The sequence below is a fragment of the Mesorhizobium salmacidum (SeqCode) genome (assembly GCF_037179605.1).
GTDB classification, from domain to species: Bacteria; Pseudomonadota; Alphaproteobacteria; order Rhizobiales; family Rhizobiaceae; genus Mesorhizobium; species Mesorhizobium salmacidum.
The window spans coordinates 1-25,337 of the sequence record NZ_JAPYKS010000037.1 but is presented as its reverse complement, the minus strand read 5'-3'; the positions used below and the strand labels follow the sequence as shown (position 1 = coordinate 25,337).

At 64.0% G+C, this 25,337-nt stretch carries 25 protein-coding genes and 1 tRNA gene; 16 read left to right on the top strand and 10 right to left on the bottom strand.

The window, feature by feature from the left end; translation table 11 throughout:
- Positions 1 to 15 precede the first annotated feature (15 nt).
- Positions 16 to 1,056: a sugar-binding transcriptional regulator gene (locus O7A60_RS29060; RefSeq protein WP_337109141.1), complete on the top strand. Its 1,041-nt coding sequence runs from the start codon at positions 16 to 18 to the stop codon at positions 1,054 to 1,056.
- On the opposite strand, the gene O7A60_RS29055 is transcribed toward O7A60_RS29060, so the two are convergent.
- Genes O7A60_RS29055 through O7A60_RS29045 form a run of 3 tightly spaced genes read right to left on the bottom strand, consistent with a single transcriptional unit; the run spans position 1,043 to position 4,221 of the window.
- Positions 1,043 to 1,894 carry a TIGR01459 family HAD-type hydrolase gene (locus O7A60_RS29055; protein ID WP_337109140.1) on the bottom strand — a complete coding sequence of 284 codons (852 nt, stop codon included), beginning with the start codon at positions 1,892 to 1,894 and terminating at the stop codon, positions 1,043 to 1,045. The two genes, O7A60_RS29060 and O7A60_RS29055, sit on opposite strands and share 14 nt — an antisense overlap.
- The gene (locus tag O7A60_RS29050; protein WP_337109139.1) at positions 1,891 to 3,165 is read right to left on the bottom strand and encodes an FGGY-family carbohydrate kinase; all 1,275 of its coding nucleotides are present in this window, start codon (positions 3,163 to 3,165) and stop codon (positions 1,891 to 1,893) included. The genes O7A60_RS29055 and O7A60_RS29050 overlap by 4 nt, the downstream gene beginning before the upstream one ends.
- Positions 3,166 to 3,180: 15 nt before the next feature.
- On the bottom strand, positions 3,181 to 4,221 hold the full coding sequence (locus tag O7A60_RS29045) for a class II aldolase/adducin family protein (RefSeq protein WP_337109138.1): 1,041 nt from the start codon (positions 4,219 to 4,221) through the stop codon (positions 3,181 to 3,183).
- Positions 4,222 to 4,401: 180 nt separating this feature from the next.
- Between O7A60_RS29045 and O7A60_RS29040 the strand changes: the two genes are divergently transcribed.
- From O7A60_RS29040 to O7A60_RS29000, 9 genes are all read left to right on the top strand, one after another.
- Positions 4,402 to 5,184, top strand: coding sequence for a DeoR/GlpR family DNA-binding transcription regulator (locus O7A60_RS29040; protein WP_337109137.1), 783 nt, complete (start codon positions 4,402 to 4,404; stop codon positions 5,182 to 5,184).
- Positions 5,181 to 6,560 carry an FGGY-family carbohydrate kinase gene (locus O7A60_RS29035; protein WP_337109136.1) on the top strand — a complete coding sequence of 460 codons (1,380 nt, stop codon included), beginning with the start codon at positions 5,181 to 5,183 and terminating at the stop codon, positions 6,558 to 6,560. The genes O7A60_RS29040 and O7A60_RS29035 overlap by 4 nt, the downstream gene beginning before the upstream one ends.
- Entirely contained in the window at positions 6,557 to 8,101 is a 1,545-nt protein-coding gene (locus O7A60_RS29030; protein WP_337109135.1) for a sugar ABC transporter ATP-binding protein, read from the top strand. Before O7A60_RS29035 ends, O7A60_RS29030 begins: the two co-directional genes overlap by 4 nt.
- Positions 8,098 to 9,096: an ABC transporter permease subunit gene (locus O7A60_RS29025; RefSeq protein ID WP_127279100.1), complete on the top strand. Its 999-nt coding sequence runs from the start codon at positions 8,098 to 8,100 to the stop codon at positions 9,094 to 9,096. Before O7A60_RS29030 ends, O7A60_RS29025 begins: the two co-directional genes overlap by 4 nt.
- A gap of 80 nt (positions 9,097 to 9,176) precedes the next feature.
- Complete coding sequence (locus tag O7A60_RS29020; protein ID WP_337109134.1) at positions 9,177 to 10,064, top strand: ABC transporter substrate-binding protein; 888 nt, start codon at positions 9,177 to 9,179, stop codon at positions 10,062 to 10,064.
- A gap of 74 nt (positions 10,065 to 10,138) precedes the next feature.
- Positions 10,139 to 11,032: a sugar phosphate isomerase/epimerase family protein gene (locus tag O7A60_RS29015; protein WP_337109133.1), complete on the top strand. Its 894-nt coding sequence runs from the start codon at positions 10,139 to 10,141 to the stop codon at positions 11,030 to 11,032.
- A gap of 135 nt (positions 11,033 to 11,167) precedes the next feature.
- Entirely contained in the window at positions 11,168 to 11,521 is a 354-nt protein-coding gene (locus O7A60_RS29010; RefSeq protein ID WP_027143543.1) for a cupin domain-containing protein, read from the top strand.
- A 279-nt stretch (positions 11,522 to 11,800) separates the two neighbouring features.
- Positions 11,801 to 12,265 carry a DUF2231 domain-containing protein gene (locus O7A60_RS29005; RefSeq protein WP_027143542.1) on the top strand — a complete coding sequence of 155 codons (465 nt, stop codon included), beginning with the start codon at positions 11,801 to 11,803 and terminating at the stop codon, positions 12,263 to 12,265.
- Positions 12,266 to 12,501: 236 nt separating this feature from the next.
- The gene (locus O7A60_RS29000) at positions 12,502 to 13,389 is read left to right on the top strand and encodes an MBL fold metallo-hydrolase (RefSeq protein WP_337109132.1); all 888 of its coding nucleotides are present in this window, start codon (positions 12,502 to 12,504) and stop codon (positions 13,387 to 13,389) included.
- 43 nt (positions 13,390 to 13,432) lie between these two features.
- Here O7A60_RS29000 and O7A60_RS28995 read toward each other — a convergent pair.
- Positions 13,433 to 13,509 (bottom strand) — tRNA-Arg (locus O7A60_RS28995).
- An 86-nt stretch (positions 13,510 to 13,595) separates the two neighbouring features.
- Complete coding sequence (locus O7A60_RS28990; protein ID WP_337109131.1) at positions 13,596 to 14,759, bottom strand: M20 aminoacylase family protein; 1,164 nt, start codon at positions 14,757 to 14,759, stop codon at positions 13,596 to 13,598.
- A 274-nt stretch (positions 14,760 to 15,033) separates the two neighbouring features.
- Here O7A60_RS28990 and O7A60_RS28985 point away from each other — a divergent pair, with 274 nt between their 5' ends.
- Together O7A60_RS28985 and O7A60_RS28980 are read left to right on the top strand one after the other, a co-directional pair.
- Positions 15,034 to 16,200, top strand: coding sequence for a D-alanyl-D-alanine carboxypeptidase family protein (locus tag O7A60_RS28985; protein WP_337109130.1), 1,167 nt, complete (start codon positions 15,034 to 15,036; stop codon positions 16,198 to 16,200).
- A gap of 62 nt (positions 16,201 to 16,262) precedes the next feature.
- Complete coding sequence (locus O7A60_RS28980) at positions 16,263 to 17,360, top strand: CobW family GTP-binding protein (RefSeq protein WP_337109129.1); 1,098 nt, start codon at positions 16,263 to 16,265, stop codon at positions 17,358 to 17,360.
- Positions 17,361 to 17,363: 3 nt separating this feature from the next.
- On the opposite strand, the gene O7A60_RS28975 is transcribed toward O7A60_RS28980, so the two are convergent.
- The 5 genes from O7A60_RS28975 to O7A60_RS28955 all read right to left on the bottom strand — a co-directional run bounded on the left by O7A60_RS28975 (position 17,364) and on the right by O7A60_RS28955 (position 21,379).
- Positions 17,364 to 17,612: a sulfurtransferase TusA family protein gene (locus tag O7A60_RS28975; protein ID WP_337109128.1), complete on the bottom strand. Its 249-nt coding sequence runs from the start codon at positions 17,610 to 17,612 to the stop codon at positions 17,364 to 17,366.
- A gap of 51 nt (positions 17,613 to 17,663) precedes the next feature.
- Positions 17,664 to 18,983, bottom strand: coding sequence for a L,D-transpeptidase family protein (locus O7A60_RS28970; RefSeq protein ID WP_027143536.1), 1,320 nt, complete (start codon positions 18,981 to 18,983; stop codon positions 17,664 to 17,666).
- A 242-nt stretch (positions 18,984 to 19,225) separates the two neighbouring features.
- Positions 19,226 to 20,176, bottom strand: a complete 951-nt coding sequence (locus tag O7A60_RS28965) for an acetyl-CoA carboxylase carboxyltransferase subunit alpha (RefSeq protein WP_027143535.1) — start codon at positions 20,174 to 20,176, stop codon at positions 19,226 to 19,228.
- Between the two features lie 97 nt (positions 20,177 to 20,273).
- Positions 20,274 to 21,191, bottom strand: coding sequence for a site-specific tyrosine recombinase XerD (locus O7A60_RS28960; protein WP_027143534.1), 918 nt, complete (start codon positions 21,189 to 21,191; stop codon positions 20,274 to 20,276).
- A 35-nt stretch (positions 21,192 to 21,226) separates the two neighbouring features.
- Positions 21,227 to 21,379, bottom strand: coding sequence for a hypothetical protein (locus tag O7A60_RS28955; protein ID WP_015315495.1), 153 nt, complete (start codon positions 21,377 to 21,379; stop codon positions 21,227 to 21,229).
- A gap of 210 nt (positions 21,380 to 21,589) precedes the next feature.
- Here O7A60_RS28955 and O7A60_RS28950 point away from each other — a divergent pair, with 210 nt between their 5' ends.
- The 4 genes from O7A60_RS28950 to O7A60_RS28935 form a co-directional block, all read left to right on the top strand.
- Positions 21,590 to 22,201 (top strand): shikimate kinase, encoded by a 612-nt coding sequence (locus tag O7A60_RS28950; protein ID WP_337109127.1) that lies wholly within the window; start codon positions 21,590 to 21,592, stop codon positions 22,199 to 22,201.
- Complete coding sequence (gene aroB / locus O7A60_RS28945; RefSeq protein ID WP_337109126.1) at positions 22,198 to 23,334, top strand: 3-dehydroquinate synthase; 1,137 nt, start codon at positions 22,198 to 22,200, stop codon at positions 23,332 to 23,334. Before O7A60_RS28950 ends, aroB begins: the two co-directional genes overlap by 4 nt.
- Position 23,335: 1 nt before the next feature.
- On the top strand, positions 23,336 to 24,226 hold the full coding sequence (locus O7A60_RS28940) for an HlyC/CorC family transporter (protein ID WP_027143530.1): 891 nt from the start codon (positions 23,336 to 23,338) through the stop codon (positions 24,224 to 24,226).
- A gap of 510 nt (positions 24,227 to 24,736) precedes the next feature.
- Positions 24,737 to 25,337: hypothetical protein (locus O7A60_RS28935; protein WP_337109125.1), on the top strand; the 601-nt coding region annotated here is incomplete at its 3' end.

The following is a 25,337-nucleotide window of genomic DNA, read 5'->3' as shown; positions in this document are numbered from 1 at the left end:
CGGGGGAGGGATCATTTGGCCAGGGGACGACAAACCGACGAAAGGCGGGCCGACGAAAGGCGGGCCGATGAAAGGCGGGCAGGAGCCGAAGCGACCGAGCAGGTCGTCAGCGAGAGCCGGACGGACCGCCTCAGGATCCGCGCCGCCTGGATGTATTTCGTCGAGCAGATGACGCAGAACGAGATCGCCGACGTGCTTGGGGTCGGCCGTGTCACCATCGTGCGCATGCTGGCGGAGGCGCGGTCGCGCAACGAGGTCAAGATCACCATCGAGAGCGAGCTTCTGGAGATCGTGCGGCTGGAACGCGCGCTCGAAAAGACCTTCGGTCTGCAGCAGGCGCTGGTGGCGCCGCTGACAGCGGCCAATGCCGACCCGATCCCGGCAATCGCCGCCAAGACCGGCATGTTCCTGTCCGACGCGATGAAGTCCGGGATGCAGGTCGGCGTCGGCTGGGGCAATACGCTGTTCCACACCTTGCCGTTCATCAGCGCCAAATCGCTGACCGATTTCAAGGTGATTTCGCTGCTTGGCGGCGTCGGCATCGCACGCCGGACCAACCCGGCCGAGTTCGCCTGGCGCTTCGCCCAAATCTTCCAGGGCGACGGCTATCTGATGCCGACGCCGGCCGTCGTCGACAGCGTCGAGACCAAGATCGCGCTGGTCGAACGTTGCGGTCTGCAGGAGGTTTTTGAAATGGCCGACGCGCTCGATGCCGTTCTGCTGAGTGTTGGCGGCATCGCTTCAGCCACCACCTTCTCGCGCGGCGGCTTCCTCAGGGAAGCGGACCGGGAGGCGCTGCTGGCGCGCGGCGCCGTCGGCGACCTCCTGTTCCATTTCTACGACCGCAATGGCGATCTGGTCGACCATCCCGTCAACAACCATGTGATGTCGGTGAACGTCGACCGGCTGCGCAAGGCGCCGATCCGCATTCTGACCTCCGGCGGCGCGGAAAAGACCGATGCGCTGCTCGGCGCCATGAACCTGATTGCGCCGACAATCCTGATCACCGACGAGGAAAGCGCAAGGCGGATGCTGGAAGCGGTCAGCGAAAGCTGAACGAATTCGCGGTGTAATCCGGCCAGGCCTTGTGTTCGTCGAAAACAGCGGCAAGGTCAGGCGTGCCGGCCAGTATTCCACCCAGCACCAGCGCCGTTGCGATTCCGACACCATTGCCGCCTGCAACATCGTGTTCGACACTGTCGCCGACGCAGATCACGCTGCCGTGCTCTGGTTCGCCGGCCAGTGCGAGTGCCGCCTCGAAGATCGCCGGATAGGGCTTGCCGATGCGGGTGACACCGCCGCCCAGGATTTCGTAGAGATCGGCGATCTCGCCGGCGCCGAAGCGAGGTCCGACCGCCGTCAGCATGATCTTGTCGGGATTGGTGCAGAAGCACGGCACTTGCCGCGCCGCCGCCGGGGCGAGCAGCCGGCGATAATGGTCGAGGTCGTGGCGGTCCCCCTCGCTGGCCGAAATCAGCACCAGTTCGGCGTCTTCGCCAGCCTCCGCCAGCCCGAAGGGCAGGCCTTCGATCGCGCTGCGGTCGCCGTCGCGGCTGATCAGCAGGCACCTCGTGCCGGACCGCAAGGCTCCGGTTGCCGCCATCTCGTGGAAACGTCGCCACGCCACCTCGCCGGAGGACACGAAATGGTCCCAACTGCCGGCCTCGAAGCCAAGCTTCAGCAGGCGTGCCTCGTTGGGCCGGGCGCGCTTGCCGGAATTGGAGATCAGCACCACGGTCTTGCCGGCGCGCTTCAGCGTGGACAGTGCCGCCACCGCACCGGGATAGGGAACCCGCCCGTCATGCAGCACGCCAAACTGGTCGAGCAGGAAGACCTGATAGCGTTCCGCCAGCGGCCCGATGCCGTCGAGACGTTCGAGCTTTTTCGTATTCATAGAAGCCCTGCCTCGCTTGCGCCTTTCAGCGCCAGCCGTGCCGTACCCGCGGCGGCCTCGTCCGACAATGCCGGCAGGAACGCGACGCCGAGCTTGCGCTGCCGGATCGCGCTCCACACCGGGTTAGCGGCGCCGCCACCGACGCTGCGAATGGAGGTCAGGGCCGGCGCGCCAAGTTCGGCCAGCCTGCTGTAACCAAGCGCCTCAATCGCCGCCATGCCCTCGAACATCGCTTTGAGGTAATCGGCATCGTCAGCGGGCCGTGGGGTGAGACGCGGCGGCAAGGCCGGATCGGCCACGGGAAACCGTTCGCCAGCCGTACCAAGCGGATAGTAGTCGAGGCCGGTCTCGGTCGTGGGGTCGATGATCGCGCTGAGTTCGATGATCCGCGCGAGCGGAAAATGCTGCGCCAGCACCTTGCCGCCGGAATTCGAGGCGCCGCCCGCCAGCCACACATCGCCGAGCCGATGGCTGTAGATGCCGAAGCGCGGCGCCGAGATCGGCCGGTCGGACAGGATCTTGATGGTTAGCGAGGAGCCCAAAGCGGTGACGCCGTCGCCGGCCGCGGTGGCGCCCGTCGCCAGGAACGAGGCACAGCCGTCAGTGGTGCCGGCAACCACGACAACATCGCGGGGCAGGCCGAAAAGCTCCGCGGCGGCCGCGGTGAGCGTGCCGGTGACATCGCCCGGTTCGATGACATCAGGCAGCAGGTCCATGCGCATGCCGGTGGTCGCGATCCAGTCCGGCCAGCGGCGGGCCTCGACATCATAGCCGGTCTTGAGCGCATTGTTCTCGTCGCTGACGCCGAAGCGTCCGGACAGGTTGCCGGCGATCCAGTCGGCCTGGTGCAGCACGGCCGCTATGCCGGGCTGATGCTGGAACCGCAAGGCTTTGGCGAGGCCGGACGTCGCTCCGTGGGCGGCGCTCGCTGCCGGCGCCTCACGGGCGACCATGGCCAGGATGTCGGCGTCATCGACCTTGTCGTTGTACATCAGTGGCTCGGCCAGCGGCCGCCCATCGATGTCGACCGGCAGCAGCGTGCCCGACGTCCCGTCGATGGCGACGGCCCGGATCGCGGCGCGGTCGATGCCCGAAAGCAAATCCGCCAGCGCCGCCTGGACCGCTTGCCACCAAGTCCGGGGATCACGGGGGTTCTGGCCAAATCTGTCGAGTGAAACGGCGGATTGGCCGGCGGTGGAAAAATCCTGACGCATGGCGACGGCGCGGGCGCCGGAGGTGCCGATGTCGATGCCGACGACAAGTGGCGTCATGTCGTCCGTCCTCTGTTAGGCCGTGCTGGCGGCGTTTAGCTTCTGGCGATACTGCTCGGCGTCCCAGTTGACCAGTTCGTCGTTCTCGGCGGCGGTGAGATAGTTCAGCCGCGCCTTGCCGTCGACGCGCGCGGTCACGTCGGCGAGGCAACGCTGCATGGCGTCGGCACCGGCGCTGGCGTCGCCGCGCATCAGCACGCCGGCGCGGGGAAACAGGATTGCCACGGGTGCCGCGCCGAGCCGCGCGATGACGCCGGCCACGTCCTCGCCCGGCTTCGCAACGACCGAGCCCTGGCCGAGGAAGATGACATGGTCCGGATAGAGACTGCCGGCTTCGGCCATATCAAGGCTTTCCGCATCGAGCGCGACCGCGTGCGCTTCGACATCCGCCGGCAATCGGTAGTCGCCGGCCAGCGCCGTCAAGGCCGCGATATCAGGTGCTGCGGTCGCGCGCGCCGGTCGCGCCAGCAGCGACCGGACGCGGTGCAGCAAGGCTTCCGCCGCGGCGACGGTTTCGGCGGCGACCACCAGCCCGTGATTGCCAAGGATGAGCACGTCGACCCCCGGCCGCAATTTCTCGGCAATGCCGCGGGCGAGCGGCAGGCCTGGCCGGAAATAGGGCACCCAGGCCCATTCGATGTCGCCCAGCCGCCTGGCGACCTCGGCCTCGCCATCGGCTTGGACGGCAAGCGAAATCGTGTCGACGCAGTGGACATGCAGAACCACGGGTTGCGGCATCAAGGCATGCACCGTGGTCTCGATCGACGGGCGCAGGCCACGCGGATTGAGGTCTTCGATGGCGAAGGCCTGTGGTTTGTCGGCGGCTGGATCACGCTGCTCGACGGCCTTGAGCAGCGGTGCCATCGCCACCGGCACCATGATGTCGTCGCTGAGCGCATCCTTCAGCCAGGTTCCCGAGGCCTTGATCCACAGCGTGTCGCCGGCCTTGAGCGAGGTGTTGCCGCCCGCCGCCTGCGTCATATGCGGGTTCAGTCCGATGCTGGCCGAAAGCGCCCGCAAGGCGGCCAGTTCCTGTGCATCAGATTGGGTTGCCATGGCCCTTTTCTCCAGCGCTCGCACAAAATCCCGTCGTCGGGATCGGTGTTGGCGATGGTATCGCAGATGTGAGTGATCTGCGTCAATGCTGATCTACTATCGTCAAATGAGCTTGCAATCCGACTAATGTTGAGTAAGTTGCACCAATTGCCACGGAAAATGGCGTCAGGGAGGAAAGGGTTGAGCGACCTCGGCCGCCAGCGTCAGATCGTCGAATTGCTGCGGGACCGCCCGTTCGCCTCCGTGCGCGAGTTGCAGGAGCGGCTCGGTGTCTCGGCGGCGACGGTCAGGCGCGATATCGACCGGATCGATGAGGCCGGTGAAGCCCGCAAGGTCTATGGTGGTATCTCGGCACTCGACGGCGCTTCGCATGCGGGCGTGGCCTTTGCCCGACCCTATGACGAGAACCGTGACCTTGCAGTCGAGGCCAAGCGGCAGATCGCGGCGGTCGCCGCGACCATGGTGCGCGATGGCGATGCCGTCATCGTCCATGGCGGCTCGACCTGCTTTCATCTCGGCGTCAAGCTCGCCGACCGCAGCATCCGGCTCTACACCAACTCGATGCCGCTCGCGGCCTATCTCAGCGATCATGGCCATTGCAGCCTGACGGTTGCCGGCGGCGACCTGCACCGCGAACCAGGCATCATCCATTCGTTGACCCAGGCAACGCCTTTCTATGCCTCGAAATTCTTTCTCGGCACGCAAGGCCTCAACCAGGAAGGGCTGCTGGAATCGCATCCGCTGCTGGTGCGCTCCATCGTCGACCTCAGCCTCTGCGCCGATCAGATCGTGGTGCTGGCCGACAGCCGCAAACTGTCGATCCACGCCCGCAATGTCGCGCTGCCCCTGTCGCGCATCGGCACGCTGGTCACCGATGACGGGCTCTCCGATGCCGATGCGCGCATGCTGGAGGATGCCGGCGTCATGGTGCGGATTGCTTCAACCTCGGGAGCCCTCGCGTGAACGTGGCGGTGCTCGACTTCGGCAAGACCAATTCGAAGCTGTTCGTCTTCGGCCAGGACGGACGCATCCTCGACGAGCGCCGCACGCAGCCGAAATGGACGCGACAAGGCGGTTTCAGCGTACTCGACGAGGCCGCCCTCCATGGCTGGGCGTTCGGTGCCATCACCGACGTGGTCGAAAGCCACGGTGTGGAAGGAGTAATGGTGTCGGGCCATGGCTGCACCTTCGCCCTTGTCGACGACAAGGCGCTGACCCATCCGATCCTCGACTACGAGCAGGAGCCGCCGGCCGAAATCGCGGCGCGGATCGACCGCCGTATTCCGGATTTCGCCGAGACGTTCTCTCCCCGCCTGCCGCTCGGCTTCAACTATGGCCGTCACATGCTGTGGCTGCAGGAAGTCGATCCCGACACGTTCGCGGCGGCGAAATGGTTCCTCGGCTATCCCCAGTACTGGAGCTGGCGCCTCGGCGGCCTGCCGGTCTGCGAAGTGTCCTATCTCGGTTGCCATTCGCATTTGTGGGCGCCGCGCGAACGCGACTTTTCCTCGCTGGTCGACGCCGAGGGTTGGCGCGGCCAGATGCCGGCTTTCGAACGCGCCGGCGCGGTCATCGGCGAGCAGCGCTTCGGCAGTGCCGGGCGCCCGATCGCCATCCACAACGGCGTCCACGACTCCAATGCGGCGCTGTACGCCTATCGACGGCAAGGGCTTGGACCGCTGACCGTCGTGTCAACCGGCACCTGGGTCGTCGTGCTCAATCCCGACTGTCCGCTCGAAGCGCTCGACCGCGACCGCGACATGCTGGTCAATGTCGATGTCGACGGCGGTCCGGTGCCGACCATACGCTTCATGGGCGGGCGCGAATTCGCCGTCATCAGCGGCGGCTGGCAAGGCGCCATCCCGCATGGCCCGATACAGCAGGCGATCGATGCCGGCATCATGGCGCTGCCGAGCTTCGCGCCGGGCGGGCCGATGCCGGATCGCCCTGGCCGGCTGGTCGGACGCATGCCCGATGCCGGTGAACGCGCGGCGGTGGCGCTGCTTTACGTGGCGCTGATGATTGATCTCTGCCTCGACCTCATCCATTCCGATAACACTGTCATCGTCGATGGCGGGTTGAACACTGGCGGCCTGCTCGCCGGGCTGCTGGCGCAGCTGCGTCCCGGTCAGGCCTTCCTGCAAGGTGCCTCGCTGGAAGGCAGCGCCACGGGCGCCGCGGCGCTCGCCTTCGAGAGCGTGGGCCGAGACTTCGCCGCCGAGCCGCCGGAGCCGGTGCAGGCGAAACAATTCGGCGGCATCGCCGGCTATCGCGACACCTGGCGCGATCGCGTTGCCGGGCATGATAGCGCCGCCAGGGCGGCCGGTGGTGCGCGATGAGCGCGGCAGTCCGGACGCCAGCGACGCGCCAGCCGGTGCTGGAGATGCGCCACATCTCCAAGACCTTCGGCGCGATACGCGCCCTGCAGGACGTCTCGCTCAGCGTCCACGCAGGCGAACTGCACGCGCTGATGGGCGAGAACGGCGCCGGCAAGTCGACGCTGATGAAGGTGCTGTCCGGCGCCTATCGGCCGGATCCCGGCGGTGAGATCCTGATCGATGGCGCGCCCGCCGCGACCGGCGATCCGATCAAGGCGCGCGCCGCCGGCATCGCGGTGATCTACCAGGAACTGTCACTGGCGCCGAACCTGACGGTGGCGCAGAACATTTTCCTCGGCAACGAGCCGCGCCGGTTCGGCGTCGTCGACCGCGACCAGTGCAACCGGCGCGCCGCCGAGATCGTCGGCCGGCTCGGTGTCTCCTTCTCGGCGCGTGCCCTGGTTTCCAGCCTGTCGCTCGGCGAGCGCCAGCTGGTCGAGATCGCCCGGGCGCTGTCGACCAATGCGCGCATCATCGTTATGGACGAGCCGACCACGTCGCTGACCTCGCGCGAGACCGACCGCCTGTTCGAGGTGATCGCGACGCTGAAAGCGCAAGGCATCGCCATTATCTACATCAGCCACCGCATGGAGGAGGTCTACCAACTCGCCGACCGTGTCAGCGTGCTGCGCGACAGCGGCTATGTCGGTACGCTCGATCGCGCCGACCTCAACGCGTCGCGCCTGGTCTCGATGATGGTCGGCCGCGATCTCTCCGCCTTCTACAAGAAGGATCATCGTCCGCCGGACGAGAAACGCGCCGTCGCGCTCTCGGTGCGCGGCATGTCCGACGGGCGTCTGCTGAAGAACTGTTCGTTCGACCTCCATCACGGCGAGGTGCTGGCACTGGCAGGCCTCGTCGGCTCGGGCCGCACCGAGCTTGCCAGGCTGATCTTTGGCGCCGACAAGAGCAGCGCCGGCACGATGGAACTCGACGGCAAGCCGGTGACCATCGGCTCGCCGCGCGAGGCGCTCGACGCCGGCATCGCCTATCTCACCGAGGACCGCAAGGAACTCGGCCTGTTCCTCGACATGTCGATTTCGGACAACATCAGCATGGGCGTGCTGGCCGGGGATGCGCGAGCCGGCGGCTTTCGCGATTTCACCGCCGCCGACAGGAGAGCGGCAAAGGCCATTGCCGACCTGTCCATCCGCACCGGCTCGGCACAGGCCAATGCCGGCTCGCTGTCGGGCGGCAACCAGCAGAAGGTGCTGCTCGCGCGCCTTTTGGAGACCGAGCCGAAGGTCGTCATCCTCGACGAGCCGACCCGCGGCGTCGATGTCGGCGCCAAGTCGGAAATCTACCGGCTGATCGACAATCTCGCCAACAAGGGCATCGCCATCCTGATGATCTCCAGCGAATTGCCCGAGGTGATCGGCGTCGCCGACCGCGTGCTGGTGATGCGCGATGGCGCGATCGCTGGCGAGGTGACAGCATCCGAAGGCGAGCCGCTTCGCCAGGAAGCGATCATGGAACTTGCGACGGGAGCGTCTCAGCGATGACAGACAGGACGACCGGGACGAAGAGCGTGGATCAGGCGGCGGTCAGAAGCCGGCGGCTGCGCACCGCGCTTGCGGCGCTTGGCATGCTGCCGGTGCTGGTGCTGCTGGCCGCCGGCTTCCAGTTCATCAATCCGCGCTTTCTGACCGGCACCAACCTGCTCATCGTCACGCAACAATCGTCGATCAACATCGTGCTTGCCGCCGGCATGACCTTCGTCATCCTGACCGGCGGCATCGACCTGTCGGTCGGCTCCATTCTCGCCGCCTCGGCGATGGTGGCGGTGCTGGTGTCGCTGGTGCCGGACTGGGGCCTGCTCGGCGTGCCGGCGGCCATCCTGGTCGGTCTCGGTTTCGGGCTCATCAACGGGCTGCTGGTCGCCTATATCAGGCTGCCGCCGTTCATCGTCACGTTGGGTTCGCTGACCGCCGTGCGCGGCGTTGCCCGCCTGCTCGGGCAGGACACGACGGTGTTCAACTCCGACCTGCCGTTCGACTTCATCGGCAACGGTTCTGTGCTCGGCATCCCCTGGCTGGTCATCATCGCGCTATCGGTGGTGGTGCTGTCCTGGCTGGTGTTGAAGCGCACCGTGCTCGGCACCTGGATCTACGCCGTCGGCGGCAATGCCGAGGCAGCCAGACTGACCGGTATCAAGGTGCCGCTGGTGCTGCTCTTCGTCTACGGCGTTTCCGGCCTGCTCGCCGGTCTCGGCGGCGCGATGTCGGCGGCCCGGCTCTACGCAGCCAACGGCTTACAACTCGGGCAGAGCTATGAACTCGACGCCATCGCCGCCGTCATCCTCGGCGGCACCAGCTTCGTCGGCGGCGTCGGGTCGATCTGGGGCACGCTGATCGGCGGCCTGATCATCGCGGTGCTGTCCAACGGGCTCATCTTGGCCGGTGTCTCTGATATCTGGCAGTACATCATCAAGGGATTGGTCATCATCGTGGCGGTCGCCCTCGACCGCTACCGGCTCCAGGCAGGGGCGAGAACGTGAGTGACCTGGTCGCCGGCATTAAAGACCGGCTTGTGTAACGCACCGTGAGAGGCGCGGGGCATCAGGAGGAAATAAGCGTAATGAAGACCAGATCGGCCAAGGACCTCAACAAGGTCGGCATCTCGGTCGGCCTGCTCGGCAACCCCTTCTTCGTCGCGACCATCAAGGGCATCGAGGATGCGGCCAGGAAGATCAATCCGAAGGTCGAGGTGACGTCGGTATCGGCCGACTATGACCTCAACAAGCAGGTCTCGCAGGTCGATTCCTTTATCGCCGCCGGCGTCGACGTGATCATGCTCAACGCGGTCGACGCCAAGGCGATCGCTCCCGCGGTGAAGAAGGCGCAGGCCGCCGGCATCGTCGTCGCCGCCTTCGATGTTTCGGCGCCGGGTGCCGACGTCACGGTGATGACCAACAACGTCAAGGCCGGCGAGGAGGCCTGCCAGTACCTGGTCGACCAGACCGGCGGCAAGGGCGACTACGTCATCCTCAACGGACCGGCGTCTTCGTCGATCCTGGAGCGGGTGAAGGGCTGCAAGAACGTGCTTGCCCAGCATCCCGACATCAAGATCCTGTCCGACGACCAGAATGCCGAAGGCTCGCGTGACGGCGGCCTGAAAGTGTTCCAGTCGCTGCTCACTCGTTTTGACAAGATCGACGCGGTATTCGCCATCAACGATCCGACGGCGATCGGCGCCGAACTCGCCGCCAAGCAGCTCAACCGCTCCGAGTTCATCTTCACGGCGGTAGACGGCGCACCCGATATCGAGAAGGAACTGGCGTCCGGCAAATCGATGATCAAGGCTTCGGCCTCGCAGGATCCCTATGTGATGGCCGGCCAATCGCTGACGATGGCGGCCGACCTGCTGGCCGGCAAGAAGCCGGCGGAGCCCACCGTGCTGCTCGACCCGAAGCTCATCACCGCCGAAAACCTCAAGGATTACAAGGGTTGGACCGCGGCCCGCTAAGCCTCCCAAGACTGCTGCGGCCGGGCGATCCCGGCCGCACCCATTCTCATCCCATCTCAATGCCGGAGACGATCATGTCGCGCATCGGAATCCATTCCTTCGTCTGGTCGGCAAGCTCGGCGCATAGCGAGCTCGATCGCACGCTGGCCAATACCAAGGAGGCCGGGTTCGACCTGATCGAGTTCTCCTATCTCGACCCCGCCAATGTCGATATCGGCAGGCTTGCCAAACGCATCGCCGATCTTGATCTCGGCGTTGCGATCAGCATTGGATTGCCTGGAGATGGCGATATTTCGAGTGCCGACAAGGCGATCGCCGCGCGCGGCGTCGAGATCCTCAACGACACCATCGCGCTGACGCGCGATCTTGGCGGCCGCAAGGTCGCCGGCATTCTTTCGACCAGCCATGGGCTGCAGGTCGAGGCGCCGACACGCGATCAATGGAACCGCAGCGCGGCAACGCTGGCAAAGGTCGCCGAGACGGCGAAGGCCGCCGGCGTCACGCTCAACCTCGAAATCGTCAATCGCTTCGAGAGCAACCTGCTCAACACCGCCGCGCAGGGCCTCGCCTTTATCGAGGACACCGGGTCGGACAACATCCTCCTGCATCTCGACACTTTCCATATGAACATCGAGGAGGCCGATTTCGGTCTCGCCATCCGCCACGCGGCAGCCAAGATCGGCTATGTCCATATCGGCGAGAGCCATCGCGGCTTCCTCGGCACCGGCAATATCGACTTCGCCGGGATATTCGATGCGCTGACCGCCATCGGCTATGCCGACGACCTCAGCTTCGAATCCTTCTCCTCGGAGATCGTCGACGAAAACCTGTCGAAGAAGACCGCCATCTGGCGCAATCTGTGGACCGACAATATGGCGCTCGCCAAGCACGCGCGCGCCTTCATCGGCCTCGGGCTGGAGACGGCGCAACGCAGGGCGGAGTTGGTCTCGGCACGGCACAAGCCGTAGCACTCCAAGTGGGCGCAGGCAGCGGGCGGGTCATGCCCGGATGCGCGGCCGCGCCTGTTTCGCACTGCACGGCATTGCTCCCGTCATGTGCATCGGCTATCCGACCGCGAACACACGAAGCAAACGGAGCCCGACATGACGAACAAAACCATCTTCAAATTCGGCGCGGTCGAGCACGCGGAAGCCGGCGATCTGCCTGGCTGGATCGTGGTCGAGGGCCAGCCGACCATGCAGACCGCCGTCCAGCACACGACAGAAGACGGCAAGGTGATATCGGGAACCTGGCGGGCCTCGCCCGGCACCTATCATGCGACCTACACCGACTATGAGTTCGTGCACATGATCGCCGGCCGCATCATCATCACGCCCGACGGCGGCACGCCGGTCGAAGTTGGCCCCGGCGACGCCTTCGTGGTGGAAGCCGATTTCAAGGGCACCTGGAAGATCATCGAGCCGGTGACCAAGCATTTTGTCGTCCGGGTCGGCTGAGCCGGCCCGATCGCATCCGAAGCATGAAAAATCCCGCCATGGTTCGCCATGGCGGGTGAGCACGGCCAGCTTTGCGCACATTGCGGCATCGCTACGCGCCCCACCACTTCGCTCTACCTGCTCCGCCATAGAACGGGTTTGCTCCCCGCATGCATCTCCGCACCTGAGGTCTCTGCCGCTTCCGGTTGTGGAACATTCAGCCGGCGCCGGCGTTCTTACCTCACGCTGTCTTTCAGAGATGCAATGCAGTCGCGCGCGACTGGCTTTGGAGGCACTACCATGGCCCGCAACCCACAAAGCACCGCAAGTATAGCCGGCCATCCGATCCATCCCATGCTGATCCCGTTCCCGATCGCTTTCTTCGTCGCCACCTTCGTTTGCGACCTGATCTTCTGGCGAACGGGCAATCCGGGATGGGTCACCGGTAGTCTTTGGTTGCTCGGGGCGGGTTTGATAATGGCCGCCTTGGCAGCTCTTGCCGGGCTGACCGATGTCTTGGGCGATGTTCAAATCCGCAATCTGCGTGACGCGTGGCTCCACGCTGGCGGCAATGTGGTCGTCGTCCTGATCGAACTCTACAATTGGTATTCGCGCTATGCCCATGGCGAGACGGCGGTGATGCCCACCGGCCTTGTCCTCTCGCTGATCGTGGTTCTCATCCTTCTGTTCACGGGTTGGAAGGGATGGGAAATGGTCTACCGTCATCGCGTCGGTGTCGCCGACGGCTCAGACGAAGTGCGCTGACTCTGCGCGGACTATCCTTCGGGGCTGGCAGGTGCCCTTGAGCACGACAGGGGCCGTCCGGCCTAGTCGATAGAGCCACACGAGGGGGCGGCTATCGGCAACGGGTCGCCCATTGCCGGAACATGCCCAGGGCCTATATCCCCTAGCGAATTTGTGATCGGCCCGACCCCGGAATTGTCCGCCCCATTAGTGGTGTTCCGCTACGGTCGTGCCTTCCGCAGCCAGAGGATGCCCATATGAAAAGGTTCAATCCCACGATCAGGCTGACGGCCATGACGGTCTTGATGGGTTTTTATCAAGGCGTGGCAATGGCGCAGATGCCGGCGCAGCAGCCGGATGCAAAATCATTCAAGCTTGGCAAGCTCGACATCGTCGCCCTGCAGGACGCCCAGTTCATCAAACCCAACGATGGCAAGACCTTCGGCCTCGATCATAGCCCCGCGGAAGTCGGCGAACTGCTCAGGGCGGCGGGGGCGCCGACCGATACCATCACGCTGAGCGTTGACGCCCTGCTGGTCAAATCGAAGACCAGTGTCGTGCTGATCGACACCGGTGTCGGCGGCGCGCTGCAGGACAGCCTGACTAAGGCCGGTGTCAAACCCGGTGACGTCAACGAGATATTGATCACCCATTCTCATCCCGATCACATCGGCGGCCTGGTCAAGGACGGCAAGCTGGCTTTTCCCAATGCCACGATAAGGATGTCGGACGTGGAGTGGGATTTTGCCAAGTCCAACAAGGATGCGGCCGATATCGTCAAGGTCATCGCCGACCATGTGAAACCATTCAAGGCCGGCGTCCAAATTGCGCCTGGCATCACCTCGGTAGCGCTCAAGGGCCACACACCTGGCCATGTCGGCTACCAGATCAAATCCGGAGAGGAACGGCTGTTCGATATTGGTGACACGGTGCACAGCTCAATCATCTCGCTCGCCAAGCCGGACTGGGCCTTGGCCTTCGACAGCGACAAGCCGGAAGCGGAGCAGAACAGGGCCAAGACCCTGACGACGCTGGCCGAGGACCACGAGATGATCTTCGCACCACACTTCCCGTTCCCGGGTGTCGGGCAGATCGAGAAGGACGGCGACCACTTCAAATGGGTGCCAAGCGACAAGCCTCGGTAGGGATTGCTTCAGGCAATGGAATTGCCAGCCGCTTGAACCGGAATGGTGATCCCGACAGGAATCGAACCTGTGACCTACAGATTAGGAATCTGCCGCTCTATCCTACTGAGCTACGGGACCACGCGGCCCGACACATAGCCGCTTCGGATCGTTTCGCCAAGAGGGCCGGCCGAACGCAATTCGGCCGGCGCTTTACATGACCGGCCTCAAGCGGCTAGCGCCGTCTCCGCCAGTTTCACCCAATAGCTCATGCCGTGCGGGATGGCTTCGTCGTTGAAGTCATAGGCCGGGTTGTGGAGACCGGCGGTCTCGCCATTGCCGATGAAGATGAAGGCGCCCGGCCGGGCTTCCAGCATGTAGGAGAAATCCTCGCCGCCCATCACCGGCTGGATCGCGCGGTGCACCTGGGCATCGCCCGCCACGTCGGCGGCCACATCGCTGGCGAAGACCGTCTCATCCGCATGGTTGAACGTCACCGGGTAGTTCGCGTCATAGTCGACTTCGATCGTCGCGCCATAGGCGGTAGCCAGCCCCGCGCAGATCGCCCGGATACGCTCTTCCGATTTCTTGGCCACTTCCTTCTTCAGCGTGCGCACGGTGCCGGCGATCTCGGCCGATTCCGGGATGATGTTGTAAGCGTCGCCCGCGTGGAACTTGGTCACCGACACCACCACGGCCTCGACCGGATCGGTGCTGCGCGAGGCGATCGTCTGCAGGGCGCCGACCAGCTGGCTGGCGATGACGATCGGGTCGATCGTGCCGTGCGGCATCGCCGCATGGCCGCCTTTGCCTTTCACGGTGATGGTGAATTCGGCCGTCGCCGCCATGATCGGGCCTGGACGGATGGCGAACTGGCCGACCGGCAGGCCCGGCATGTTGTGCATGCCGAACACTTTCGCGATATCGAAGCGCTCCATCATGCCGTCCTTGACCATCTCGTTGCCGCCGCCGCCGCCTTCCTCCGCCGGCTGGAAGATCACCGCAACGGAGCCGGTGAAATTGCGCGTCTCGGCGAGATATTTCGCCGCGCCGAGCAGCATCGCGGTGTGGCCGTCATGGCCGCAGGCATGCATCTTGCCCGGAACGGTTGACGCGTAGGGCTTGCCGGTGATCTCCTTGAGCGGCAGTGCATCCATGTCGGCGCGCAAACCGATCGTGGGGCCTTCTCCCTGACGGCCGCGGATAACGCCGACGACGCCCGTCTTGCCGAGCCCGGTCACCACATCGTCGCAGCCAAACTCTTTCAGCTTTTCGGTGACGAAGGCCGCGGTCTTGAAGACATCGAAGTTCAGCTCTGGCGTCTGGTGCAGATGCTGTCGCCAGCCGGCGACTTCGTCCTGCATTTCGGCGGCGCGGTTCAGGATTGGCATGGTGGTTCCATTTCGTTGTTGGTGCAGCCGGCTTCAGCCTGAGGTTTTGCAATTGGGCCGGTGCTTTGCAATTGTGCCGCAGGCTTTGCAATTGTGCCCCGGGCTTTGCAATTGTGATTGTCAGGCGCTTTGCCATGTTGGCGTCACATAGGGTAAATAGCACCGCAATAATGCGGTCCGGTTTTTGAGGGTCGGATCCTTATGCTGGCGGTCACGTAACGAAATCTTACGGAGCCAGGGGCAATCAGGGCAAGAGGCGATTTCGGATTCGATCATGCGGCACAGGCATTTCCTCAAACTATTCCCGGCTGGCGCAATCATGCTGTCGGTTCTGGCCGGGTCGGCTCTGGCCAATCCGGTGGTGGTCTTCGACCTGAAGAGCGGCCAGATCCTGCAGCATCAGGATGCGTTCAAGCGTTGGTATCCGGCGTCGCTCAGCAAGCTGATGACCGCCTATGTGACCTTCAGGGCGATCGCGGCGGGGGAAGTCCAGCTCGATTCACCGATCAAGGTGACCAAACACTCCGCCGGCGAACCGCCGAGCAAGATGGGTTTCAAGCCGGGCTCGGTGATGCGGCTCGACAATGCGCTGAAGATGATGCTGGTCAAATCGGCCAACGACATCGCCATGGCGGTCGGCGAGAATGTCGGCGGCTCGCAGGCCGCTTTCGCCGAAAGGATGAACGCCGAGGCGGCCCGGCTCGGCATGAACGGCACCCATTTCGTCAACCCGAACGGCCTTTACTCGCCCGACCAGTACACGACGGCGCGCGACCTTTCGATCCTGGTGATGGCGATCCGCCGCGAGTTCCCGCAATATGCGCCGTGGTTCTCGATCGAGGGGCTCGCGGTCGGCAAGAAGGCGATTCCGAACTACAATCTCCTGATCGGCCGTTATCCCGGCGCCGACGGCATGAAGACCGGCTTCGTCTGCCCGTCCGGCTTCAACATGATCGGTTCGGCGACCCGCAATGGGCGCACGCTGGTGGCTGTTGTGCTCGGCGAGAAGTCGGCGGTCAGCCGTGCCGAAACCGCGGCCAAATTGCTCGATCTGGGCTTTGGCACGCCTGCCGCCGGGTCGACCACCGTCACCACGCTCGCTCCCTACGGCGATCTGATCTCGCCCAATGACATGCATGACGAGGTCTGCAAAAGGAAAACGAAGGCGGAGCAGTCCGAAGCGCCGCCCGCCACCGCCGCCAAGGACGCGCCGAAATCACCCTATCGGGAGAAGCTCGACCATGTGCCGACACTGGTTGCCGTCGGCCTCGGCGGCGCCACCGGTCCGGCGCCGAAAGCGATCCTCGACGAGGGCGCGCAGGAATATTCCGACGTGCCGATCCCGACCTGGCGGCCTGACAAGCCCGTACCCGCCGGCACCGGCCCGAAAGTCGCGGGTGCCGCCGCGCAAGGCGACCAGCCGGCCAAGGTGGCGAATTAGAGCATAGTCCAAAAAATCCGGTTTTCGCTGGAGATCATGCTCAAATCAAAAGGCAGAATCAGATGAACGGTTTCCCGATCCCCGTCTCGGTGCTGACCGGCTTCCTCGGCGCCGGCAAGACCACGCTGCTCAACCGGCTCCTGAAGGATCCGGCGCTGGCCGACACCGCGGTCATCATCAACGAGTATGGAGAGGTGGCGATCGACCATCTGCTGGTCGAGCAGGCCTCCGACGGCATCATCCAGCTTTCCGACGGCTGCCTGTGCTGCACGGTGCGCGGCGAACTTGTCGACACGCTGGCCGACCTGGTCGATCGGCTGCAGACCGGCCGCATCGCCCGCCTTGCCCGCGTCATCGTCGAGACCACGGGGCTGGCCGACCCGGCACCGGTGCTGCAGTCGATCATGGGCCATCCGGCCCTGGTCCACGCTTTTCGGCTCGATGGCGTCATCACCCTGGTCGATGCGGTCAACGGCGATGCGACACTCGATGCGCATGTCGAGGCGGTCAAGCAGGTCGCGGTCGCCGACCGCATCGTGCTCTCCAAGGCCGATCTGGTCGCCGATCCCGGCGATCTCGAAACGCTGCGGGCGCGCTTGCGGCAGATCAATCCCGGGGCTCGACTGCTCGATGTCGGGGAGACGAAATCCAGTGTGGCGGCGCTGTTCGACTGCGGCCTCTACAACCCGGCCACCAAGTCCGCCGACGTGCGGCGCTGGCTCGGCGAAGAGGTCGCGCATGATCACGACCATGATGGCCACCATGACCATCATGATCATGCCCATCGCCACGACCAGCGCGTAAAAACCCATTCGCTGGTGCATGACGGGCCGGTGCCGTTTTCAGCCATCGAGATGTTCCTCGATCTCCTGCGTTCCACACATGGCGAGCACCTGCTGCGGATGAAGGGCGTCATCGAACTGCAGGAGGACCCATCGCGGCCGCTGGTCGTGCATGGCGTGCAGAAGATCCTGCATCCGCCGGTGCGGTTGCCATCCTGGCCGGACAGCCAGCGCGGCACGCGGCTGGTGCTGATTACGCTCGACATGCCGGAAGACTACGTGCGCCGGCTGTTTTCCGCCTTCACCAACCGGCCGTCGGTCGACACGCCCGACCGCGCGGCGCTGGAACACAATCCGCTGGCGATCGCCGGACGTTGAGTCTTACGGGCGCTGTTCGCCGCGTTCCACCAGAAAGCGATGGCCATCGGGCATCGCCGCTATCTCGATCAATTGGTGACCGCTGTCGGCGCAGAATGCCGGAATGTCGATGACGGCCAGCGGATCGGTCGTCTCTAGCCAGAGCCTGCTGCCGGGCTGCATACCGGCCAGGCGCTTTTTCGCCTTCAGTACGGGCAAGGGGCAGTTCAGCCCTTTCAGGTCATAGACCGCGGCTTGTTTTAAGTCATGCATATCGCTGACCCAAAACCGCTACGCACTTTTGGGCGACATGCATTGGCCAACTCAGCCGCCGAACATGCCGAGCAGCTTGTTCTTCAGCTTCGTCACGCGGCTCTCATCGGCACTTGCAGCCTGCGTCTCGGCCGCAGGTGCGGCCTCGGTTGGGGCAGCGATGGTCGCGGTGGCGACGGGAGCTTCCTTGGCGGCCTTGGCCGCTTCCTTTGCAGCCACAGCTTGCGCCTTGGCTGCTTCCTTTTCAGCCAACGCCTGTGCCTTGGCTTGCTTGGCGGCCTCGATGGCCGCCAGCCTCTGCTCCTCCGCCTTCTGCTTGGCTGCCTTCTCGGCGTCGAGCGCGGCCATCTTGCGGCCGGCGGGCGAATCGATGCGGCCCATGCGCGCCGTCTCGGTCACCGAACCGTCGGTGTTGAGCGACGGCGGATCGATCGGCACGCGCTCGCCACGAGCCCGGCGCTTCGACCAGTCGGAGACGATGCTGGCTTCCTTGATGCCGGCAATCGTCGGCTTGGGTGGCGGCACGCTGGCCTTGAGCGCGCTGTTGAAGGCCGCGTCATAGGTGCTTTGATAGGCGTTGTAGGCGCTCTTCAGCGAATCCGGCTGCGTGGTCGCCGGGCAGGGGCCGGTCGGATTGAAGGTCTGCCCATCGGCGGCCACCTGGTTGAAGACGTAGCGTTTCTCGCAGACGTCGACCTTCGGCGGCACCTTGGTGACCTCGAAATTGTCGTAGCCGACCTTGAGCATCTTCCAGAATTCGTAATTCGGGTCGCTGCGGTAGCGCGCCATATTGGCCGCGGTCATGCGGAACGGAAAAGCCTGGATCTGGAACTCGGTCTGCCCGCCTTGGAAGGCGTCACGACCGAAGGCGTAGATCTGCTCGATCTGTGCGTCGGTCATCGAATAGCAGCCCGATGACGAGCAGGCGCCATGAACCATCAGATTCTGCCCGGTGCGGCCATTGGCACGATCATAGGCGTTGGGAAAGCCGATGTTGAACGACAAATGGTAGTTCGAGCGCGGATTCATCTGCGACGGGCGAACCGTGTAAAAACCTTCCGGCGCCTGGCGGTCGCCTTCTGTGTATTTCGGCCCGAGCTTGCCCGACCATTTGCAGATGTCATAGCTCGCTACCATGTCGTAGCGGCCGTTGGTCTTGGCCTTCCAGATCTCGAGCTTGCCTTCTTCCTTGAAGATGCGTGCCATCACCGACGAGGTGCGGACCATACCCTTGGCTCTCATGTCGGCAAGGATTTTGTCGGGCAGCGGCTTGTTGGCTTCCGGGGCAAAGTCCTTCATCGACGAATCATTGCAGCCCGCGACGGCTATCGAGGCGGCAAGGACTCCAGTACGTGCAAGCTTGGCAAACATGGGCAAGGCTATGTCTTTTTTCTCGGGCCAATGGCTTCGAAACGGCCAAACCCGCATGCTGAACACCGACGGACCGTAAGCCCGTTAACCTTGAAAATTCCTTACCGCAAGGCTCGGCCAATCTCTCACGGTGATTTCATTGAACCGAATGGGGCGGCATTTTTGTGGCGAAATTGCTCATCGCCGCCACATTGCCAAGGACAGGGAGCTTCCGCCAGCCGTGTTCCGCCGCCCAAGGGGCGTCAGAGGCTGCGGCCCATCGCCAGATATTTCTCGCGGCGCTGTTCGCGGAAATCGGTGTTGGCGCCGGCAAATTCCTTCATCGTCTTGGCGATGAGATCGCCCGTCGCGGCAATCACCGTTTCGGGCGCGCGCTGGGCACCTCCCATCGGTTCGGGGATGATGGCGTCGATGATCTTCAGTTCCAGCAGGTCCTGGGCGGTGATCTTCATGTTGGTCGCCGCGTCCTTGGAGCGGGTTGTGTCGCGCCACAGGATGGAGGCGGCGCCTTCAGGCGAAATCACCGAATAGATGGCGTGTTCCAGCATGTAGACGCGGTTGGCGGTGGCGATCGCGATGGCGCCGCCCGAACCGCCTTCGCCGATGACCACCGAGATCGACGGCACTTTCAGGCCAAGGCAGGCCGAGGTCGAGCGGGCTATGGCTTCGGCCTGGCCGCGCTCCTCGGCGCCGACGCCGGGATAGGCGCCGGCCGTGTCGACCAGCGTCAGCAGCGGGATCTTGAAGCGATCGGCAAGCTCCATCAGCCGCACCGCCTTGCGATAGCCTTCGGGGCGCACCGAGCCGAAATTGTGCTTCAGGCGGCTCGCCGTGTCCGAACCCTTTTCCTGGCCGAGAATTGCGATGGGTTCGCCGCGAAAACGGGCAAAGCCGCCGACGATCGCCTGGTCCTCGCCGAAATTGCGGTCACCGGCGAGCGGCGTGAAGTCGCTGAACAGGCTCTTGATGTAGTCGACGCAGTGCGGCCGGTCGGAGTGGCGCGCCACCTGCACCTTCTGCCACGGCGTCAGCGCCTTGTAGAGTTCGCGCAGCGCATCGCGCGAGCGCTTCTCGAGCCTGGTGATCTCATCGGCGACATCGACCGCCTCGCCGTTCTCGGCAAGCTTCTTGAGCTCGAGGATCTTGAGCTCAAGATCCTGCACCGGCTTTTCGAAATCGAGGTAATTGTACATGCTTGGGCGGACCGATGCGTCGGAAGGCAAGACTGCGGAACCATTGAAACCTAGGCTCCGGGCGGTGAAATGTCGTCCTCACATAGCGATATGAGGTCTAGTCGGCAAGCGGATGATGATCGTTGACCAGCCGCACCAGCCGCTCCTCCAGCACGTGGGTGTAAATCTGTGTCGTCGATATGTCGGCATGGCCGAGCAGTTGCTGCACGGCCCTGAGATCGGCGCCGTTCTGCAGAAGGTGGCTGGCGAAAGCATGGCGCAGCACGTGCGGTGAGATCTTGGCCGAGGCAATGCCGGCGCGCGCCGCCAATCCTTTCAGATCACGGGCAAAGACCTGGCGCGAGAGATAGCCGCTATCGGATGCCGCCGGAAACAGGAACGGGCTGTTGGCGAAGGCGGGCAGCTTGGCCCGAGCGCCAAGCCAGCTCCGCATCGCCGCCCGCGCCTTGGCCGACAGCGGCACCATGCGTTCCTTGTCGCCCTTGCCGCGCACCATGAAGAAACGGTCGTCGCGTTGCGCCACCGTCACCGGCAGGCCGACCAGCTCGGAAACGCGCAGACCCGTGGCGTAGAGCACTTCGACCAGCGCATGCAGGCGCAGCGCCGCCAGCCTGTCGGCGTGGGCGAGCCCGGCATCGCCGGCTTCGTGCGCGGCGCGGTCGATCAGCCGGCCGGTTTCGGCCTCGCTCATCGTCTTGGGCAGCGGGCGGCCCTTTTTCGGGCTGTCCAGCGTGCCGGTCGGGTCGTCGCCTCGCAGACCTTCGGCATAGAGGAACTTGAAGAATTGGCGGATCGCCGACAGTTTGCGCGCCTGCGAGGTCGGCGCGAAGCCGCGCGCGGCAATGTCGTCGAGATAGGCCCTGATGTCGGCGGCACCTGCGCGGGCAAGTCCGCCATCGATCCCGTCGGAAGCATCCTCCAGGTCGCGGCGATAGGAGGAAAGCGTATTCTCGGCCGCCCCCCGCTCGGCACTCATCATTTCCAGGAAGGCCTCGATACGGGCGGCGCTGTTCATTTCCTTGAGGCGGTTCCGAGTCAGTTTTTTGGGATTCAGTTTTTCTTAGGATTGAGTTTTTCCGGCGGAATACGCACGCTCATTTCCGCTTTTTTCGGCTCGACGAACATCACCAGCGCGAACATCGTACCATAGGCAATGCCGGCCAGAATCGCGAGGGTCACGACAAAGCGAAACAGTGTCGGCATCAATTCTCGCCCGTCTTTTTGTTCTGCGTTTCCAAACCCTGTGCCCTTATGGGACGCCAATCCGGCCAATTCAAGGAAGAAGCGGGGCCCTGTTAGCAACTTCTGATGCGAGCGTCGCCCTGTCCATATCAGCCCAAGGCACTCGGCACGCTTGACGCAAACCGGCTTTTCATGTCGATACGCCGGCAAAGAGGGCCCAAGAAACAGCTGATGAACGCGTTACAGGCAAATCCTCCAGGCGAGACCCATGCCGCGCTGCTTGGCCGGCTGGGCGGCCGGTCCATTGTCTTTGTCGGGCTGATGGGCGCCGGCAAGACGGCGATCGGCCGCAAGGTATCGATGATGCTTTCGCTGCCCTTCATCGACAGCGACCAGGAGATCGAGAGCGTGTCGCGAATGACCGTTCCGGAACTGTTCGAGCGCTATGGCGAGACCGAGTTCCGGGCTTTGGAACAGCGTGTCATCCTGCGCGTGCTTGAAAACGGCCCGCAGGTTCTGTCGACCGGCGGCGGTGCCTTCATGAACGCGCAGACGCGCGAGGCCATCGCCACGCACGGCGTGTCGGTGTGGCTGAAGGCCGAGCTCGACCTTCTGATGGACCGCGTTTCCAAGAAGCAGAACCGGCCGCTTTTGAAAAGCGCGGATCCCCGCGCCGTGCTGGAGCGGCTGATGGGGGAGCGCTATCCGGTCTATGCCACCTCTGACATCACCGTGCCGACCCGCGACGATCGCAAGGAGGTCATCGCGGCGGAGGTGCTTGAGGCGCTGTGCCGGCATTTCGGCATCGATGCGATAGCCGCGACGGGCGAGGTCGATACATGAGCGCGGATCAGCCAGTCACCGTCGAAGTCGGTCTGGGTGACCGGGCCTACGACATCTTGATCGGCTCGGGCCTGCTGTCGCGCGCCGGCGCCGAGATTTCGCGCCGGCTGCCCGGCACACGCGCCGCCGTCGTGACCGACGAGAACGTCGCCGCCGCGCATCTCGATGGGCTGAAGGCCGGCCTCGAGAGGGGTGGCATCCAGTCGGCCGTCATCACGATGCCGCCCGGCGAGAAGACCAAGAGTTTTCCCCATCTCGAGGCGGTGGTCGATGGCGTCCTGGCAGCCAGGCTGGAGCGCGGCGACGTCGTCATCGCGCTTGGCGGAGGCGTCATCGGCGATCTCACCGGTTTTGCAGCCGGCATCGTTCGGCGTGGCATGAATTTCGTGCAGGTTCCGACCTCCCTTCTGGCGCAGGTCGATTCCTCGGTCGGCGGCAAGACCGGCATCAACAGCCCGCGCGGCAAGAACCTCGTCGGGGTCTTCCTCCAGCCCAGGCTGGTGCTGGCCGACACCGAAGTGCTCGACACGCTGCCGATCCGCGAATTCCGCGCCGGCTATGCCGAGCTTGCCAAATATGGGCTGATCGACCGGCCGGAATTCTTCGCCTGGCTGGAAGCGAACTGGGAAAAGGTGTTCGCCGGCGGACCGGAACGGGTCGAGGCCATTGCCGAGGCCTGCCGCGCCAAGGCCGATGTCGTTGCCCGCGACGAGTTCGAGACCGGTGACCGCGCCCTGCTCAATCTCGGGCACACATTCGGCCATTCGCTGGAAGCCGCCACGCAGTATGACGGCGCTCGCCTTGTCCATGGCGAAGGGGTGGCCATCGGCATGGCGCTGGCGCACCGGTTCTCGTCGCGGCTCAATCTCGCCAGCCCCGACGACGCGGCCCGCGTCGAGGCGCATCTGGGTGCCGTCGGGCTGCCGTGGCGGATGGCCGATATCCCGGGCGAACTGCCAGATGCCGAAGCCCTGCTTTCATTCATCACGCAGGACAAGAAGGTGTCGCGCGGCGCGCTGACCTTCATTCTGACGCGCGGCATCGGCCAGGCCTTCATCGCCAAGGACGTGCCGGCCTCGGAAGTGCTGTCGTTCCTCAGGGAAAGCCACCCAGCCAGCCGGAAAGCCGGCTGAGATGGACACTGGCTGGGTCGTCGTCGCCGTCCTTACCATTATCGTCGTGCTGGTCGTTGCCGTGCGCACACGCCTGCTTGCCATGTTCGGCTATGAACTGTCGCACATCGAGCCGCCGCGCTCGAGCCAGGACGAATTGCGCGGCGCGGTCGACGATTTCCGCCGCGACGGGCAGATGGTGCGCGAGGACCGCGACCGCATCGGCGGTCTGTTCGATCTAGAAGAGCTTGAAGTGTCCGACGTCATGGTCCACCGCACCAACATGCGCTCGGTCAATGCCGACAACGCGCCGGAAGCGGTGGTGCGCGAGATCCTGCAGAGCCCGCATACCCGCATGCCGCTCTGGAAAGGCTCGCTCGACAACATCGTCGGCGTGCTGCACGCCAAGGATCTGCTGCGGGCGCTGAACGAGGTTGGCAACGATTTTTCGCAGATCGATGTGATGAAGATCGCGTCAAAACCCTGGTTCGTGCCCGACACCACGACCTTGCAGGAACAGCTCAACGCCTTCTTGCGCCGCAAGGCGCATTTCGCCGTCGTCGTCGACGAATATGGCGAGGTCGAGGGGCTGGTGACGCTGGAGGACATCATCGAGGAGATCGTCGGCGAGATCGCCGACGAGCATGATGTCGACATCCAGGGCGTCAAGCAGGAGGCCGACGGTTCCGTCGTGGTCGAAGGCACGGTGCCGATCCGCGACCTCAACCGGGCGCTCGACTGGAACTTGCCCGACGAAGAGGCGACCACCATCGCCGGCCTCGTCATCCACGAGGCGCAATCGATCCCCGAGGAGAAGCAGGCTTTTACGTTCCACGGCAAGCGCTTCGTCGTCATGAAACGCGACAAGAACCGGATTGCCAGGGTCAGGATCCGGCCGGCCGGCGACAGTTAGAGCGGTTCAGTGTTTGATAGAATCGTCTAACTCTTTGTTCTTACGCAAGACCACTAGAGACGCCCGATCTGTGCTGATCGAGAACGGGACTAGCAGGAGCGCTTCACGCCAACTGCGCTGCCAAAGAGGCCAACGGCTATGCCGGCATTGACGCAACCTCTCAACCTCTTCCTTACCAAGGGAGTGCTCTACCACTGAGCCACAGAAGATGGGGTGGAAACCAGACTGGGAAAGCGCCGACTGCGTTGACGAGCCTGGATTTCGGCGGCCATCAGCTTCTGGATTTGCCACAGGTTTCTGTCGCGGATTCCATGTTCTTCCAGTTTGCTGATGGTGTTAAACGCATACGGTCGCGGACCCCCAGTGCCCAGCCGCTTGAGAAAGCACACTGGCGACCTCCGATAGAGGTCTCTTGCCAGCCGTCTATCCCATCGAGGCACATTCGTCGGAGGATTTGCACCGATCGCGCGTTCAAGCACAGCCGGACGATCTGCCTTTGCTTGTCGCCGGGTGGCAGGCGATACGCACTTAGATCGCCTCGCCGACACCAGCCGTCGGCCGCTGCTGTATCAAACGGTGCATTCTGCGGCCAATGATCATCAGCTGCCGAGCGGTGTTGTTACGCAGCCGGCGAATACGCCATTCCAATCCGATCTCGGTGACGATCGCCTTGGCATAAAGGCTGGCACCCATGGGAATCGACCACTGCATGGTTACGTGCGCCGCCGGATAAATGTTCCGGACATCAAAAGGGCCCGCCAGGTGGGACCCGACGGGCAAAAGTTCAGGATGCTGGGATCAACCAGCATAGGTCAACGAATGGCGGCGGCATTGGTTGCGGAGGGACTGACCCAGCAGATGCGCCACTTGGGTTTCTTTGACGGCCAGCTACCCGGATCACCCCAAAAACAGTCACATTGTGCAGTCGTCTTTTACCGATTTCTATTTGCGGATGCCGACGTGATCGGGCTATCGGAAGGCCTAGGCTGGGTGGGATCGGTGGATAACGGAATGGATATCGGAATAGCAACGCGCCCGAGCGGCGACATCGGCGACATCGTTGAAGACAGCGTCGAATTTGTGCTGCTTGTCGAGGCGGGCATTCTCGAAG